The sequence below is a fragment of the Microcoleus sp. AR_TQ3_B6 genome (assembly GCF_036702785.1).
Taxonomy (GTDB): Bacteria; Cyanobacteriota; Cyanobacteriia; order Cyanobacteriales; family Microcoleaceae; genus Microcoleus.
This window is the reverse complement of sequence record NZ_JAUBVJ010000005.1, coordinates 98868-114839: the sequence shown is the minus strand read 5'-3', so window position 1 is coordinate 114839 and position 15972 is coordinate 98868. Positions and strand designations below refer to the sequence as shown.

Genomic DNA, 15972 nt, shown 5'->3' with positions numbered 1-15972 from the left:
CAGTTTAGATAAAACAGATCGCCCTTTCATCCATCTGCGTCCATCCCCGTTTATCCGCCTGCATCTGCGGTTCAAAAAAGAGCGATCGCCCCCAACAAAAGCGATCGCCCACCCAAACAAATTATCCTTCATCCTCCGACTTTACAGGAGGACGCCCAGAAATCACAATAAACCCCACAGACTCAAGAGTCATGTGCGGGCGGCGAATACCAGCTAAAACAGCTTCACTCAACAAACTTTCCGTACTGATTTCCTCAGCCAAAACCGATTCTAAAGCTTGTTCAGATTTAGAAAGTCGATGCAACCGCAACTGCAATTGATTCACCCGGTTTTCGAGTTGAATAGCAGCAGTAACAGCAGATTGCTCGCACATTGCCCGAAAAGCCGATCGCCCGCGCAGCAATTCCTCCGATATCACCCGTCCCTTTTGGCAAAAATCATCCCATTCTAGCGGATCGACAAAACTGTCAATAAGCGACGTGCGATTTTTTGACAAATTGTAATCTCGATCCCCTGGGCCTTTCCCCTTATAAGCCCGCTGCAAAATCCCCAGAAGTTCCGCATCTTCCACCAGAGACATCTCCTCGCTACGAGCATCTACATACACCGTTTCAAAAGTTGGGATAAACAGAGCATCAGCGCGTCGCTGCAAAGCTTTCAAGTTGTAATTTTCGATATTTTGTGCTTCCAAAACTTGCTGGGCGGGCTGCACATCAGTCTGGATTGAATAATTAAACTGAAAGCCGAACCACTCCTTCCCGGGTGCCGCGTCCCAACTTTCATCATGTCGCCACATAGCAAAAGCTTGACCCCGATCGTCCCAGCGAATATAAGAGCCAAGTGCATCGATCAACCCCTCACCAATGCGGTAAAGAGCGACATCCGCATTCTGATGAGCAATGCGGCGATTGTAACTACCATACTGCTGACAATAAGGAATCAATCTAGTTCTCAAATCGTTCGAGGGAATCAAAGTTTTTTGAGTAGGTTGATAGCGCAGCAACCCCGATATACTCGGATGTTCGATTTGTTTGAAGTGGAGAGCTTGACACAACCAACCTTCCACAGCCCGCTGCATTTCTTTATGCTTAGCATCGCAGTTATCGAGAGATTCAAAATACACAGAGGCGCTGTCATCAAGAGTATCAATTTCATCTAGAACGTACTGTTCGTCGATTTTAATTTTCTCTTGTTCGATTTCAGTTTTAATCGCTGCAATTTCGCTGGATAAGCCCTTGCCTCCCTCAGCAAACAACTTTTCTTCAAGTTTGAGAAGTTTTTCCTCAGCATAAAACTGAAGGCTGGCAATAGATTTGTTGAAGATATCAAACCCGTCTTTTAAAACTTGAAACCAAGCTTCGTGGGGACTCTCAGGCAAATCCGGGCCTGCAAAGAAACAAAATTGCCCTCCCATTTTGCTGCCAATGCGATCGACTCGGGCGAGTCTTTGTTCTAACTGGTTGGGAAACCAGGGCAAATCGAAATGAATTAACCAATCTGTCAATTGCAGATTTACCCCTACTTCCGCCGAGCGATCGCACACTAAGATAAAACAATGCGCCTCAGTCTTAAACCGTTTGAGACTAGCCTCAACCTCATCAGCCGATTTGCTCGTGTCATGGCTGGCGATCGCATTTTTACCAAAGATTTTAGCTAAATTTTCCGCAATCTCTTTACAAGTTGCAGTAAAACTGGTAAAAATCACAATTTTCGGGAAACGCTCGCCCGGAATCGGCCGTTTAATTTGCTGTTGAATTCTCGACAGCAAATCGCGAGGATTGCTGTGATACTCGCGCGGAACCTTCAAAGCCACTGCTAGAAATCGGAGAATCGCGATTCGTAACAAACTGAGTCGATCGGCTCCTTCCTGGGGCTTTTCCAGGGTATTGAGCAAGGTTTCCAGCATTTCCCTTTCTTCGGGAAACAGCGCAGTTTTGGTCAAAATCGCCGTGTCATTTTGTCCAAATTCGCGATCTAGTTCTGGAGTCGATTTTTTCTGCAAACGAGCTCTGACAACCCGTTCTAAAACACTCAACCAAGTACCAGAAGCGCGGAAAAACAGCAGAAAAATTCTCTGATATTCGCTCGACTTGGGAGCGACTGTGCGCCACTTATCGAGTACAGCTTGAATTTCCGACCACTGTTCATCATTCAGATCGTACTCGGCTTTGGGGACAGCATCTCGGTCAAAAATCACATCCTCAACGGCATCCCGGCGGTTGCGAAGGATGCGGCGGTGCAGGCGGTAGGTATCGCTAACGTGAGTGCGAATAGTTCGGACAAGGCGAGCCTGTTCAGCGGTTTCTTGAGTTTTCAAACAACTTTCTAACTCACTTGCTAATCCGATTAAATAATCATCTTTTGCAAAAATACTGCGAAGTTGAGCAAGTTTTGTTTGCAAGACAGCAGGCTGGGAATTTTCTCGGAAATCGAGCAAAGCGCGACCGATTTCTTGACGGTTTTGCACCTGTTCCTTGAAGCTTTCCAGGTCATCAAGACGGTAAGTTGTCGGATCTAGCAAGTGCAGCATCGTTAGAAAATCTTGCTCGCGGCCGAGAACCGGCGTTGCAGATAATAACAATACATTTTTGCTTTTTTGAGCTAGTTTCTGACAGAGTTCAAAGGACTGCTGCTGAGTACGATCGCTCGAGTGTGCCATTGCCGCCACATCATGAGCTTCATCAACAATCAAAAAATCTAGGTTAGCATTGCGGCTAATTTGATTAATGTCGCTAACAGCAACAAGCTGCACTCTGTCAGCGAAATGAGACAAATAGAATTTATTTTCCAACTCCTGCCGCCACTGTTCGAGCAGGTATTTTGGAACCAGTACCACAGCGCGTCCGTTGGGTTCGTCTAGCAAAAATTGGCGGAGAATTGTCCCGGCTTCTACTGTTTTTCCCAGTCCTGGTTCGTCTGCCAATAAATAGCGCACGATGGGGTCTTCTAGGACGCGCCGGACGACTTCAACTTGGTGCGGATAGAGGTCTATGTTAGCAGAAATTAAACCAGTCATGCCGCGGCTGACGGCCCGCTGTTCGATCGCAGATTGAACGAATGCCAATCGGCGATCGTGAAAATACGGCGTTTCTTGGCCTTTGACTGCTAAAATGTCGATCGGATCGGCGATCGGGATATTGCAGCGAACGTAAAGTTCGGTTTCGACAGCTTGCAAACTTTGGCTGTCGGGGAGGTCAATTTCGTATTCTAATTTATCTTCATCCCAGTCATAAACTCGCCCGATAATCCACCTTTCCTGACTTGTGCTCCAGAGGTAGCAGCGGGTTTGGCGCTGAAGTCTGGCTTCTTGCAGCAGACTTAAGGGCACAGTTTTGCGGATGCGGTTTTTAACTGAGCAAAAATATTCAATTAGGGCATCGGTACGCGATACCTCGACAACTTTTCCGACTCCCAAATCGTTTCTGGGCGATCGAACTAACGAACCAACATCAATCATAATTTCAGCCTGACAATACTTACTAGATTACACTAACGCCTGAGCGACTAGAATAACATTGCATCTTAGAATTCTTACATAAATCTTTGATTGATACGTCAACCGCAGATGTCAGGCAGATTAACACAGATAAACGCAGATAATTTTAAGAACTGAGAGCGAATGAAAGCAATCTTGTCTCTTGATTGCGGACAATTACGATCGCCCAAAAACAACGCCTGCATTCCCCGATTCCCATTTCGCGTATTTCTGCATAACACTAGCGTAAATTTCTGAGTCTGTAAACCCTGTTAACCAAGCTTGTAGCCCAGGCCAAGGCTGTTCGTTAAACCAAGTTCGATCTGTATGAGCGAATTGACGAACAAAAGGTGCGATCGCCATATCGGCCAATGCTACATTGTTACCAAACAAATATTTAGTCGCGCTTAACTGTGCATTTAGTCTGCCCAGATATAAAGAACCTTCATGCCGGTGCGCTTGGGCATCAACACCTAGATAACGGTCCGGGTATTTATAACGGTCAAGATGATATTTAAACCCCTCATCAAATAGAGCAATAAGTTCCAGCATTTCTGCAACAGAACCTTGTTCTGGCATCAACCATTTTTCAGGATCGTGTTGTCTCAATGCCCACAACATGATATCGATACTTTGATCGAGTACGCGCCCGTCAACATCAATCAATATCGGTACCGTACCTTTGGCAGATACCTCCAACATCTCTTGTGGTTTGTCTCGCAAAACAACTTCCCGCAACTCACACACCCGATTGCTAACCATTAAGGCCAAGCGCGCGCGCATAGCATAGGGACAGCGACGAAAGGAATACAAAATCGGGTATTTTGCTGACATATTATATCAATTCCGGTTGCACCGGAATTATTGTTGACTGTTGACTGTTGACTGTTGACTGTTGACTGTTGACTGTTGACTGTTGACGGGCGGGTCGAAAAACTGAATGGTTGAGTGTTAACTGTTGACTCGATTTTATTATTCCGATGCAACCGGAAACGATATAATTAGTCGATCGCGCGATCGGGTTTTTCGGGTCAGAAACCCCGTTTCTTCGTAGATTTCTCGTCGCTAAACAAGATTTTTCGTAGAAACGGGGTTTCTTTAAGCTTAGTGAATAATAATATTAGTCGATCGCACCATCTACTTTTTCCTTCGCATCGTAGCGCGCGCCTATATGTACTTGATTGCGACGCTTAGCAAGCTCAATCTGACGTTGACGCTCAGATAAGCCTTGTTTTTTGGTTTCAGTTTTTGAGTCATGGCAATGAGGGCAACTCACACCAAGTACAAATAATTCAGAAGCCTTATCTTCCTGACTAATCGGGTGACGACAACCGCGACAAAGTTCATAGTTACCCGACTTTAACCCATGACCAACAGAAACCCGCTCATCAAAGACAAAACATTCACCTTGCCAACGGCTTTCAGCTTCCGGCACCGTTTCCAAATATTTTAAAATTCCGCCTTCGAGATGATAGACTTCCTCAAAACCTTGAGTACGCAAAAAAGCAGTAGATTTCTCGCAGCGAATACCACCCGTGCAAAACATTGCCACCTTGGGTTTATTGCGTAAAGCAGTTTCCCGCAGCACCCATTCAGGTAATTCGGAAAAGCTTTTTGTTTTTGGATTAATAGCGCCTTCAAAAGTACCCATAGATACCTCAAAGTCGTTACGAACATCAACCACGACAACATCGGGATCGTCAAGCAGCTTATTCCATTCATCAGGCTTAACATATTTGCCAGCCATGAGGCGGGGATTAATGTCCGGTATCCCCATCGTGACGATTTCGCGCTTCAAGCGTATTTTCAGGCGGTAAAAAGGTGCTTTTTCCGAGAAAGATTCCTTGTGTACCAGATCCGCAAAACGCGGGTGACTACGCAAGAATGCCAGCACTGCGTGTACGCCCTCGGACGTGCCGGCAATAGTGCCGTTGATGCCTTCAGAGGCCAGCAAGATAGTGCCTTTGACGTTGTTGTTGTTGCAACAATCGAGTAGCGGTGCTTTCAGGTCTGCAAAATCCGGTAGTTCAACGAACTTATATAAAGCAGCGGTTAAGAAATAAGCCATAGATTGAATTTATAGCACTAATTAATTTTCATACTTCTATGAAAATTCAGTCAAAGCGGACGGTGGGACTCGAACCCACGACGTTCAGCATGGGAAGCACTAGATATGACTCGGGAAACGCTATACTGGCAAAGGCTTGCATCCTCCACACTAATTTTTGTCTCCAAATTTGTCTCCAATTTGTCTCCAAATTGCTAGCATTGTCCTGTTGCTTTTAAAATTTTACCATGACCCATCCCCTTGGCAGGGCTAAAAAAGGAGCGGTAGTTGTCCAGACTCGCAGCGGTAGGCTGCGCTTGCAGTTGCCCCGCCAGATTTACGGGGGCGATCGTAAATACCTGTACCTGAACCTGTCTGACACCCCTGAGAACTGGGAACTAGCACAAGCTAAAGCCCAATTGATTGAATCCGACATTAGGTTCGAGCGTTTTGACCCTACCCTCAAAAAGTACAAGCCGCAAACTCACTTGACTGTAATTGAGACTGTCAAGTCCAAGCCAGAACTGACTCTAACTAAATTGTTTGAAAGATACTTGGAGTTCAAAAAACCTGCTGTCAAACCCACAACTTTTCACTATTTAGTGACCAGTATTCAAGCTTATATTAACCGCTGTCCTTACCAAAGTTTGTCTGAGGATGATGCTTTGCTATTACGTGCGTGGCTGCTTGGCGAGACTACTAACAGTATGACCAAGCGAGTCTTGACTTACGTGAATGCAGCGGTTGAATGGGGGATTAAATTTAAAATAATCAGCGGGTTGCGCGTCTCCCCTTTTAAAGGCATGGCAGCCGACTTACCAAAACATAACTGGCAAAGTGATCCCGAACCGAACGCTTTTAGTCCAGAAGAAAAGGCGTTAGTATTAGAAGCCTTTAAGAACCACAAAGGGAACTGGAACGGTAGGGGCTACGCAGGGCAAAAGCTTTGCTTTTATTACCCTTTGGTGCAATTTTGGTTCATGACTGGATGCCGTCCCTCCGAGGCTGTTGGCTTGAGGTGGCGCGATATTGCCTTCGACTTTTCTCACATTGTGTTTAACGGCAGTGTACAGCATCCGGGCGGGACGGAAACTAGGGTTGATGGCAGTAAAAACAACAAGCGTCGTAAGTTCCCTTGTAATCAGGAATTGAGCGAGCTTTTAAGAAAGCTTGAGCCGGAAAACTTGACGGACAGGAACAGTCTGGTTTTTCCTTCGCCCAAAAAGGGCGGGGCGATTAATTACAGCAATTTCACCATCCGAACTTGGCATAAATTGGTTGACCCGATTACCGAGAAAACTCGCGAGATTGAAGGACATCGCAAAACGACTACGCCTTACTCTTGTCGAGACACTTTTATCAGCGAACAGGTAGGTAAGGGTGTACCTAGTGCGGTAGTTGCTAAGTGGTGCGATACGTCGGAAAAAGTAATTAATGCTGTGTATTTAGACGGCAAGATTTTGGAGCATTTACGCCCGTTATGATGCTGTTAATATGTTGATTGTAGGGGCAACTTTTGCGAAACAAAACTTTACAGTCCTTGTGTTGACAAGGGATTGTAAGTCTGCAATCGTGAGTAACTAAGGAAGATTGATGCGCGACTGACAAGCGTTTCCACCGCTAGCCAAGTCACGACTTCCCCAAACCGTTAGAACACAACGTTTGGAGCTAAATAATAATGCCAGATTTAGAAACCCCTACGGAGGGGCGATCGCAATTCTTATTGACTTGCGATTCGGTTGATGTTGTTTTAATTGACCGCGAAACGCTTGAGGAGCTTAATTGGTTTCTAGTGCAAGCCATAGACGGATTGGAGGAATGCGAGCTGTGGCAAGATTTTATCTCTGCTGCCGAACGTTGCTTGAGAGAGAGTACAGAGACTCGGTGCTGCGAGGTTGAAGAGTTAGAGCGACCGATTAAGAGCGCTATGTTGTTCATTGAGTCGTGGTCAGACAAGTCCCCCGATGTATTGAGCGTTGCTACTCACAAACTATCTCAGGCTCAAAAAGTTTTGCACATGGTTTTGACGGCGAGCAAGATGGGGGGGCGGGGATGACTAAACCTGCTGTCAGTTGCCGTCGGATTGACCGGCTCAGAGCGATCGCTTTTGACCGTGGTTTTACCAACGAAGACGCCAAACAGTTCGGAAAACTCAGCAAAACTGCTACATGGGAGGCGCTGTTAGAACTGTACCTTGTCGATGGTGAATCGCTAGACACGCTGCTAGACACACCACTAGACATTGTAGACACCACTGTAGACAGTGTAGACAGGCTGCATTGGACTAATGATGGCTCATCCCCGGTGTGTAGTTTTAGCCGCCAAGATTCCACTTTTTTGGACTGGGTTAACTTCGGTCAACTCATTGCACTTGCCCTCGCATCGGCGGGAGTGTTTGTGCTGGCAATGAGTTTGTGGCGACAAATCAATCCCTTGAATTTATTTCCTTCAGTCCGCGTAAACATTCAAATCGGAGCTTCAAAATAATGGGAACCATGACCCGACTATTTGGTGGCGACAGTAGCGAAGCCATAAGCCACAAAAGCGAGAAGTTAACCGCTCCGACCGATGCGAGCGTTATCACACCCCTAAATCCTGGAAGCTTTACGAGTATCCGCACCACACCAGTGTGCGAGGCTCCACGCTACTTCTCTGCCGAAGAAGCGGACGCAATGAAAAAACTCGCCAAACAGAAAACTGAGGATGCAAGGCACGCCAAGAAAACTTACAAAGCTATGACCAGGATTGAGGAAGCGGACGCCAAAGTACACGTAGCGCACCGCAAGTATGAATCTGCGGTAGCGACCAACGAACTCAAGAAAAAACGCGGGGACGTGAAACACGCCAAGACTCTGCAAGGACTGCGACCGGGATATGCCCGCCTGGGTATCGGCTTGGAGAAGGCAGAAAATCGTGCTACTGAACGGATTGAAGCCATCAAAGCCAAGCTTTTGGGAGGGGCTAAAGAATGATAAAAGCGATCGCACTCGGTAACAACTTTTTGCTGACTGCGATCGCCTCCAGCTTTTTATGCTGGCTGGCGTCGCTGCATCCGTCCCTGCTGTTATTTGTGCAAGCGTTGTTCGCGCTCAAACTCATTGTCAGCGTCGCTGCCTGGGTATTGGATGATGCCATCATTGCAATTTTGAAAATCGATTTACTGCAATTCAGATTCAGGTTGATTGCCAGCACAGTCGGAGTTTTGGTCGGTGTGGGGGTGATGTTATGTCGCTCCTAAAGGTTTCCGTGCTGTCGGTTTCTGGGCTTACCCTCTGGCTAGCACCGCCGTTTATTTTTTCCCGCAAGATTCCCCTGCACAATTTCATGCAAGGCATTGCCCTGGTGTCTGGTTTCGCTTGCTGCTTTGAGGCACGTAAAAGTGCTTTGAGGCTTGCTAAAGCAGAAGAGTTTGAAGCACTCAAAGACGCTGCTGTTAACGCTGATTTAGTCGATGAAATCAGCACATCGGTGTACGTGTCCGAGCAACAACGGCGGAAGGAAGCCGAAGAAATTTTGGCGGCTTGCTCGCGAACCAAACACGAACAGGAGATAGAACTTGATTCGATAAGAGAATCGTTAGAACTGTTGCTGAATCGGACTTGTAACGATTCCAACGAACTAACTGTGGCGAATTTATCTACTAGGCAGCAAGAACAAATCGAATTAATTCTGCAATGCCATGCGAAAGGCATTACTGGTAAAAACAAAATCCTTAAAGAAGTTTGGGGAGTAAGTGCAGGTAGCAGTCAAGCTTACCGCGATGCTAAAGCTGAGTATGAATTTCTAATTCCATTTGTTAAAGGAGAAGAAGAAGCAGGATGAAAACGTGGGCCGGGGGGGGCAGCCGGGCTGTGGCCTCCCCCCCCGGCCACGACGGTCAGAATTAGGGCGCCGCAGGCACCAGGCACAAGTGTAAAAAAACCGGGTCTGAGTAATACCCGGTTAGACACATAAAAATAGTAAAAATATAATATTTAAGGAGACTGCCAGCAAAAGGTTGTAGCTAAATTTGATTGTGTAACAAAAATTTGATTGTGTAACAAAATGAGAGTCAAAAAAACTAAACGGGGTGGGGTACGCTCGGGGGCGGGGCGACCTTATAAATGGCGGACTGGTGGTCAAACAAAGTTGGTACGCATACCTTCTGCTTATGTGGACAAGATTTTGGAATTAGTTTCTTATATGGACGCGAATGAGGGAGAGCTTCCTAATTCTATTTTTTTCGCTCTTAACTTTGATGCTCCTATTCCTGGATATCATGATGATTCGCTCCCTTACCCTAGAAACCCTACGGATAAATTTTAGGTCTAGCAACTGGCAAAAATTTTGAGTGGCGGGCGTTCTTGCCTATATTCTGCATTTAATACCAAAGCTCCGGGAACGTCCGACGCCAAAATTTAGCGAAGCGGTTGCCAGTTGCGGTCGGGTAAGCCCTAGAATATAGAGCAAGTAAAACTGTCCTGGCATCTTTATTAAAGGAGATGTAGCTACCAGGTTATCTGGAAAAAAGACCTAACAGGCAATTGGTGGAGTCCTAGCCTTGGGCGACTAAGGTGAATCTGAAAGCAACTCTCGAAAATGTTTTGGGTAAGAAAAGAGTAGGCGGCTTGTACGGTTTCGGCTGATGAGTTCGGGAATTCCCCCAAAATAAGTTGTAAGGAAGGCGGATTTAACAGAGTTCGGGAAACTGGCAGTTACGCATGGCTGCGCGTGCGAAGAACGCAACACACCAATAACATTAAGCTGGCTCTCATTTGCACGAGGAAGTCTGGCTTTTGAACGTCATATTCTTTTGACGCCAGAAAAGCTGGTTCCACTTGTGCTTTCAATTTTTCAAAATTTTCATGTAAACGCCAAAAAACCGCTGCTCGTAATTGGAACCTACATCGCAACGGTTTTTGGTAATCAAACTCGCTATGGGCGAGCAAAATCCATGTACGACAATAATAACCCGATGAACGGGCAGTTTTCAAGTACCCGCAATCTTGTTCGTGTAACCAAGTCAAATCTTTGCCCGCACTGTGGCAAACCAGACTGGTGCTACTCTGTCGGCAATTTGTCTGTTTGCAACCGCGACCAACCGCCCGCTACTGGTTGGGAGGCTACCAGCAAAGCTGACCAAGACGGCCATTTCTTTTACGCGCCAGTTCAAGAAAAGAAAGCTATTCGCCCCGCTCTGACTCGCTATTGGGAATATCCCGACCGCGACGGCTTTCCACTTGTTCGGGTGCGACGGATTGACAATGGCAAAGACCACAAAAAAGATATCAAACAACAGCACTGGAACAAAGATAAAAACGACTGGGTTATGGGCTTGGGGGACGTTCAGCGTGCCAGTATCCCGATTTATCGCTATGCCGATGTCCAAAGAGCGATCGCAAAAGGCGGCTACATTTTCATCGTTGACGGCGAGCAGTGTGCCGATACTCTTTGGACTTTAGGTTTGGCCGCTACCACCAGTATCGGCGGCGCTGGAAAATGGCGAATCACTGACACAAGCGATTTACAGGGCGCGAAAGTTGTTATTTGTCCAGACCGCGACATACCAGGGATTGAGGATGCGGCTAAAATCTCCGAACACTTTACAGACGCGATGTGGCTCTACTGTTACCCAGAATCTTGGGCTTGGAATAATCCACCAAAGAGTCAGGGATTGGATGTCAAAGATTGGATTGAAGGCGAAAAACTCAATGCTCAAGACATACTAAATTCTCTTACTCCTCACCCGCGCACGCGAGAGAATGTAGCACGCTTGAAGTCTAATAGTGTTACGGGTGACTACATCCCAGACACTGCACCGACTCCAGAGCGAAACTACATCCAAAAGACTGTCGAGGCGCTGTATTCTGGCGGACACTGGGTTTCAATAGCAGGACAGCTTTTTGAGTTCACCGGGACTCATTACGAGCTGCGATCGGAGGCTACAGAGAAGCGGCGCATCCTTGAGTGGTTGAGTACCTACTCTGAATTTGTGGGGGGGAAATATCGCTGCAACCGTGCCAATTCTGCCAGTTTCAAGGAAGTCTACACTTACATCCTCTCGGCTGTGGCAGTAGACCCCGATACCATCAATCCTGATGGGTTGAACACTACTAAAGGGGTGCTGAAAATCAATCCCGATGGTTCTCACTTGCTTGTGCCGCATGACCCCAAAAATATCTATACCTATGTCGGCTGCACGTATGACCCCGATATTGATGCGACGGATTGCGATCGTCTTTTAGAGTGTTTGGAGCCGGCACAGCGCGAGATATTCCTGAGAACTGCTGCTGCTGCGTTGAATTTGAAGCTTGTGCGCTCGAAATTGACGGGGCGGGGCGTTAAAGGTTTGCTGTGCTATGGCGAGGGGTCTAACGGCAAGGATACGCTGCGAGCTGTGTTGGCCGCTGTATTCGGGCGGGGAATGACTAACAAGTCGCTGTCGGATTTCAAGTCCTACGATAATGGTCGCAAGTTCAATCTGTCGGGTGTTTTAGGGGGTGTCTGCAACTGGGCTTCTGAGAACACTTCAAAAGTAGACCTAGACAACATTCAGAGCCTTAAACAGTTCATTACTGGCGACCCGATTGATATTGAACCCAAAGGCAAGGACAGCTACGAATACAAGCCTGTTGCTACCTTTTTTGCCAACTGCAACAAACTACCCTCTATCACCGGGGGAACGGCTGCAATTGATGACCGCTACGGCATCTTGAGCTTCAAGAAAACCTACAAGCGCGACGCTGACCCGTCTCAGGGCGAGTTAGAGGCTGACCCGCGTTTTAAGGATGACGAGAACTTTATCCTTGAGCGGATTGCGCCGGCAATGCTTAACAAGATGTTGGAGCGGTTGCCATTACTGCTGACCGAGGGCATTGACTACAAGGCAACCCGCGAGGCGATGCGGGAAGCTCAGGAAGAAAGCCGACACTTGTGGCAGTTCGTGAGGGACTTGGGATATGAGGCTGGCAAGGGCGAGCGTGTTTACGCTAAGGACTTATGGAATGAACTGCAAGAGTGGTATCAAGAGGCGGGAATACTTGAGATTGAGTGGAACAAGGACGGCAAGGAAAAACTCATCTGGAACGAACTCCCTAATCAGTGGGATAAGCCCGTGAAAGCTATAAACCAGTTGTACGCTCGACTGTGTGAGATTTTCCCCAAATTAGAGAAACATCGGCATACAGAACGGGGCTTTGAGTCTCAGCGGACAATGGGTGATTTTTACTATCTCGGCATTAGCAAACAAAAGTCTCAAACAAGTGGAAAAATTGCTCCAGCATCTCCAGCAGTAGACACAGCAAGGATATTGTCTCCAGCAGTGCTCCAGCAAGAGATACCTGCTGGAGCACCGCTGGAGCAAACAACTCTTACACAGAGCGCTGCTGGAGATGCTGGAGCACTAAACCCAACTATTTTGGAATTGTGCAATGGAATAGCAAAACTCACCCTCTCTGACAAGCAAAAACTGGTGGAACTACTTACGGGCGTCCCTTGCTCTGACCCGCTCAAAGCTTTCAGGGTCGGAGACAAAGTGGCTGGCAACAAGCCAGAGGACTCCAGCTACAACTGGCACGGTCGCATCGTTGAGATTACTACCAGTATCAGTTGCAAAGTGGACTGGCAAGAGCGCGAAGGTATGAGGGGCGGACGGGTAATTTCCATGCTCTTCTGTAACCTGCGGAAAATTTAGAGGCTGGCTGACAACTGACGGCTCAAACTCATCCCCCTTATGGGGGGATTTTTGTGTCTACAAATTCTGTAGACAATATGTTGACAGTGTAGACGGTTATCAGTTATTGTAGACAAATGCTGTATACAGGTGTCTACAATGAGTCAAAGTCAAGTCGTATCGTTCAGAGCTTCGGGCCACTTCCTGAACTGGATAGAAGCTCAGAGACTAGAGGGTGAGTCGGTAAGTCAAGCTGCACAACGCATTCTCAAGGAAGTCTCAGACACGTCTACAACACTGTCTACGGTGTCTACACCAAGCGACACTAACGCGCTGTCTACAGGATCTACAGGTTTGTCTACACCAAGCGATGATAGCGTCGTGTCTACAGATATTGTAGACATTGTAGACAAGGCTGTAAGTTCAAGTCTTGACCCCGTGATGGAGCGTATGGCCGCCATTGAGGAACGGCTGGGAAAATTGAGTGCCTGAGCGATGGCAACGATGAATCGCTCAGGCTTGAATTGAAAGCGGCCAACAAGCAACTTACAGAATGGGATGCAGAACTGAATCAGTTACACGAGCGCAACGGCGATTTAGGACTGAAGGTGCAGATGCTGGAGCAAGAACTCAAGGAAGCGCGGCACGATCGCCAAGCAAATAAAAACTCAGCGCAGACCGTCGCAGAATTTCCAGAACCGGCCGACTTGCTCAACCAGTTGAAAGCGCGGCGTAAAAAGTCGAGGGCAGACTTGGCTGATATGGAAGCAGTATTGGACGTATTGGCAGAGCTAGGGACTTGATTGTCTCCAATTTTGTCTCCAAATTGTCTCCAAACAGCCCTCAAAAACCCTGTGTTTGTCTCCAAAAACATCCTGTGCAGCCACAGAGGTTAAGCCCTAGAAACGCCAAAACCCTTGATTTCTCAAGGGTTTAAATACTTTTTCCGCAAGCGGACGGTGGGACTCGAACCCACGACGTTCAGCATGGGAAGCTGACATTCTACCACTGAATTACGCCCGCGCTTAGTGTTTTTTACCTGCTTTCACCTTCTTTGACCTTCTTTGACGTTAGAGGGGGTCGCGGTAAAAAACGACTAGAAAAACATTGTACAACTATTTTCTGATTTTGAGTATAGCATTTTGACGCTTAATTGTGGGTGGCAGCCGATCGCCCCTGGGCCGCACAAGAAAAGCCCTGCACCAAAGGCAGGACTTAATCTAACTTAAATTTCTTAGTCCGCTAGGAGTGGACGAAAGTTTGACCAGAAGCGGTTTCAACCGCCGATCGATCGAGGGCGATCGAACTTTGCCGTTAGACGAAGCGCAAAGAGGTGCTGTCCATAGCCAGGAAAGAAACTGATTGGACGATCGCAATCAATTCATCCGCGCCATTCGTCTTCTTAAAAATAGCGGTTCCCGCAGGATTGCCTGCGGGAGAATCACCTAACTGGTAAGTGCTAGAAGCGCCTTGAAGTTGGAGGATATCTTCAGTCGGGTTAAAACCGACAATCAAAGCGTAGTCGCCTGCGCCACTACCGGTATCGTTGCCATCGTTGTAATAGAACTTGGTGGCATCTCCCAGCAAGAAAGTATCATTGCCTTCAGCGCCAATCAGGGTATCGACTTCGCCCAGCCCTGGATTAGCAGCAGTGCCGTCAACGCCACTCAGAATGTCGTTGCCTTCTTTGCCGTAGAGGAAATCGTTGCCAGTACCGCCCAGCAAAGCATCATTATCTTTACCGCCGTACAGGGAGTCATTACCAGCGTCGCCGGCTAAGGTATTGTTGCCTAGATCGCCGCTGAGGGCATCGTTACCGTCGCCGCCATACAAGAAGTCGTCACCTTTTCCTCCTAACTCGATATCGTTACCGTCGCCTCCAATCAGGGTGTCATTGCCGTCGTTGCCAAATAGGAGATCGTTGCCGTCGTCGCCAAATAAGGCATCGTCACCTTTGCCTCCGAAGAATGTGTTGTTTTCGCTATTGCCGATTAAGGTGTCGTTGCCTTTGTTGCCGTAGACGGGACTGTTAGCGTCGATCGCAATAATCACGTCATTGCTGTTGCTGCCGATATTTCCTGACGCTGAGCCTGTCGGTGCGGGTGCGTTTGTGAGTGTGAGTGCGATCGGAAGTGCGATCGTCACAGGCGGTGGGGGAGTGAAAACGGGTGTAGGTGTTGTAACCGGTGTGGGCGTCGTAGCCGATGTGGGTATCGGTGTGGGCTTCGGCGGGGTGGGCGCAATCGGTGTTGGCGCGGTGGGTGTTGGCACGGTGGGTGTCGGCGCGGTGGGTGTCGGCGTGGTGGGTGAGTCTGGTAAATTAGCAGCCAGAATCTGGCTACCAGAGAAGTTGCCCACTGTTTCGATAAAGCCAGCACCTTCGACAGTCGCCGAGGCACCGAAGAAGTCGGAAATTACAATGTCATCGGCAGCCCTGACGATGCCGTCTTTATTGATGTCAATCACTAAACTCGTGCCTTGTCGGGCCAAGCCTATAGTTCCCGATGACAGCGACAGCGACAGGGTAGGGCTTGTACTGACATTGTTTTCAAAATCAGCAAAGTCTAAGCGATCGATGCCACCTGTATCCTGAATTTGAACTTGATTCTGCCCGGAAGCCTGCAACAAATAGCGATCGCTACCTGCACCGCCTCGCAGCACATTCCCACTGCCAAATTCGGCACTGAGGGTATCATCGCCGGCACCCGCTTCTAAGATGCTATTACCACCACCACTGAGAAAGTCATTGCCCGCACCGCCATCCAAGGTGCTAATCCCAAAGCTTTGCAGGGTGTCATC

The 15972-nt window shown here is 47.8% G+C and carries 13 protein-coding genes and 1 tRNA gene; 9 read left to right on the top strand and 5 right to left on the bottom strand.

Features of this window, described 5'->3' with window-relative positions; translation table 11 throughout:
• Positions 1-121 precede the first annotated feature (121 nt).
• The 3 genes from dpdE to trhO all read right to left on the bottom strand — a co-directional run bounded on the left by dpdE (position 122) and on the right by trhO (position 5543).
• A complete protein-coding gene (gene dpdE / locus QUB56_RS04440) occupies positions 122-3457 on the bottom strand; it encodes a protein DpdE (RefSeq protein ID WP_332953500.1) in 3336 nt (1111 codons plus the stop codon).
• Positions 3458-3652: 195 nt separating this feature from the next.
• Positions 3653-4309, bottom strand: coding sequence for a glutathione S-transferase (locus QUB56_RS04435; protein WP_332953499.1), 657 nt, complete (start codon positions 4307-4309; stop codon positions 3653-3655).
• A gap of 286 nt (positions 4310-4595) precedes the next feature.
• Positions 4596-5543 (bottom strand): oxygen-dependent tRNA uridine(34) hydroxylase TrhO, encoded by a 948-nt coding sequence (gene trhO / locus QUB56_RS04430; protein WP_332953498.1) that lies wholly within the window; start codon positions 5541-5543, stop codon positions 4596-4598.
• Between the two features lie 227 nt (positions 5544-5770).
• On the opposite strand from trhO, the gene QUB56_RS04425 reads away from it, so the two are divergent.
• The 9 genes from QUB56_RS04425 (at position 5771) to QUB56_RS04385 (ending at position 13976) form a co-directional block, all read left to right on the top strand.
• On the top strand, positions 5771-7006 hold the full coding sequence (locus QUB56_RS04425; protein ID WP_332953495.1) for a tyrosine-type recombinase/integrase: 1236 nt from the start codon (positions 5771-5773) through the stop codon (positions 7004-7006).
• 194 nt (positions 7007-7200) lie between these two features.
• Positions 7201-7578 carry a hypothetical protein gene (locus QUB56_RS04420; RefSeq protein WP_332953494.1) on the top strand — a complete coding sequence of 126 codons (378 nt, stop codon included), beginning with the start codon at positions 7201-7203 and terminating at the stop codon, positions 7576-7578.
• The gene (locus tag QUB56_RS04415; RefSeq protein WP_332953493.1) at positions 7575-8009 is read left to right on the top strand and encodes a hypothetical protein; all 435 of its coding nucleotides are present in this window, start codon (positions 7575-7577) and stop codon (positions 8007-8009) included. The genes QUB56_RS04420 and QUB56_RS04415 overlap by 4 nt, the downstream gene beginning before the upstream one ends.
• A gap of 8 nt (positions 8010-8017) precedes the next feature.
• The gene (locus QUB56_RS04410; RefSeq protein WP_332953492.1) at positions 8018-8494 is read left to right on the top strand and encodes a hypothetical protein; all 477 of its coding nucleotides are present in this window, start codon (positions 8018-8020) and stop codon (positions 8492-8494) included.
• Positions 8491-8760, top strand: coding sequence for a hypothetical protein (locus tag QUB56_RS04405; RefSeq protein ID WP_332953491.1), 270 nt, complete (start codon positions 8491-8493; stop codon positions 8758-8760). Before QUB56_RS04410 ends, QUB56_RS04405 begins: the two co-directional genes overlap by 4 nt.
• Positions 8748-9344: a hypothetical protein gene (locus tag QUB56_RS04400; RefSeq protein ID WP_332953490.1), complete on the top strand. Its 597-nt coding sequence runs from the start codon at positions 8748-8750 to the stop codon at positions 9342-9344. The genes QUB56_RS04405 and QUB56_RS04400 overlap by 13 nt, the downstream gene beginning before the upstream one ends.
• A gap of 997 nt (positions 9345-10341) precedes the next feature.
• On the top strand, positions 10342-13194 hold the full coding sequence (locus QUB56_RS04395) for a DUF5906 domain-containing protein (protein ID WP_332953489.1): 2853 nt from the start codon (positions 10342-10344) through the stop codon (positions 13192-13194).
• Between the two features lie 138 nt (positions 13195-13332).
• Positions 13333-13665: a hypothetical protein gene (locus QUB56_RS04390; RefSeq protein WP_332953488.1), complete on the top strand. Its 333-nt coding sequence runs from the start codon at positions 13333-13335 to the stop codon at positions 13663-13665.
• A gap of 32 nt (positions 13666-13697) precedes the next feature.
• Positions 13698-13976, top strand: a complete 279-nt coding sequence (locus QUB56_RS04385; protein ID WP_332953486.1) for a flagellar alpha dynein — start codon at positions 13698-13700, stop codon at positions 13974-13976.
• A 148-nt stretch (positions 13977-14124) separates the two neighbouring features.
• Here the strand turns inward: QUB56_RS04385 and QUB56_RS04380 are convergent.
• Together QUB56_RS04380 and QUB56_RS04375 are read right to left on the bottom strand one after the other, a co-directional pair.
• Positions 14125-14196, bottom strand: a tRNA-Gly gene (locus QUB56_RS04380).
• Between the two features lie 291 nt (positions 14197-14487).
• Positions 14488-15972 (bottom strand): calcium-binding protein (locus QUB56_RS04375; RefSeq protein ID WP_332953485.1); only part of this gene is annotated, 1485 nt, incomplete at its 5' end.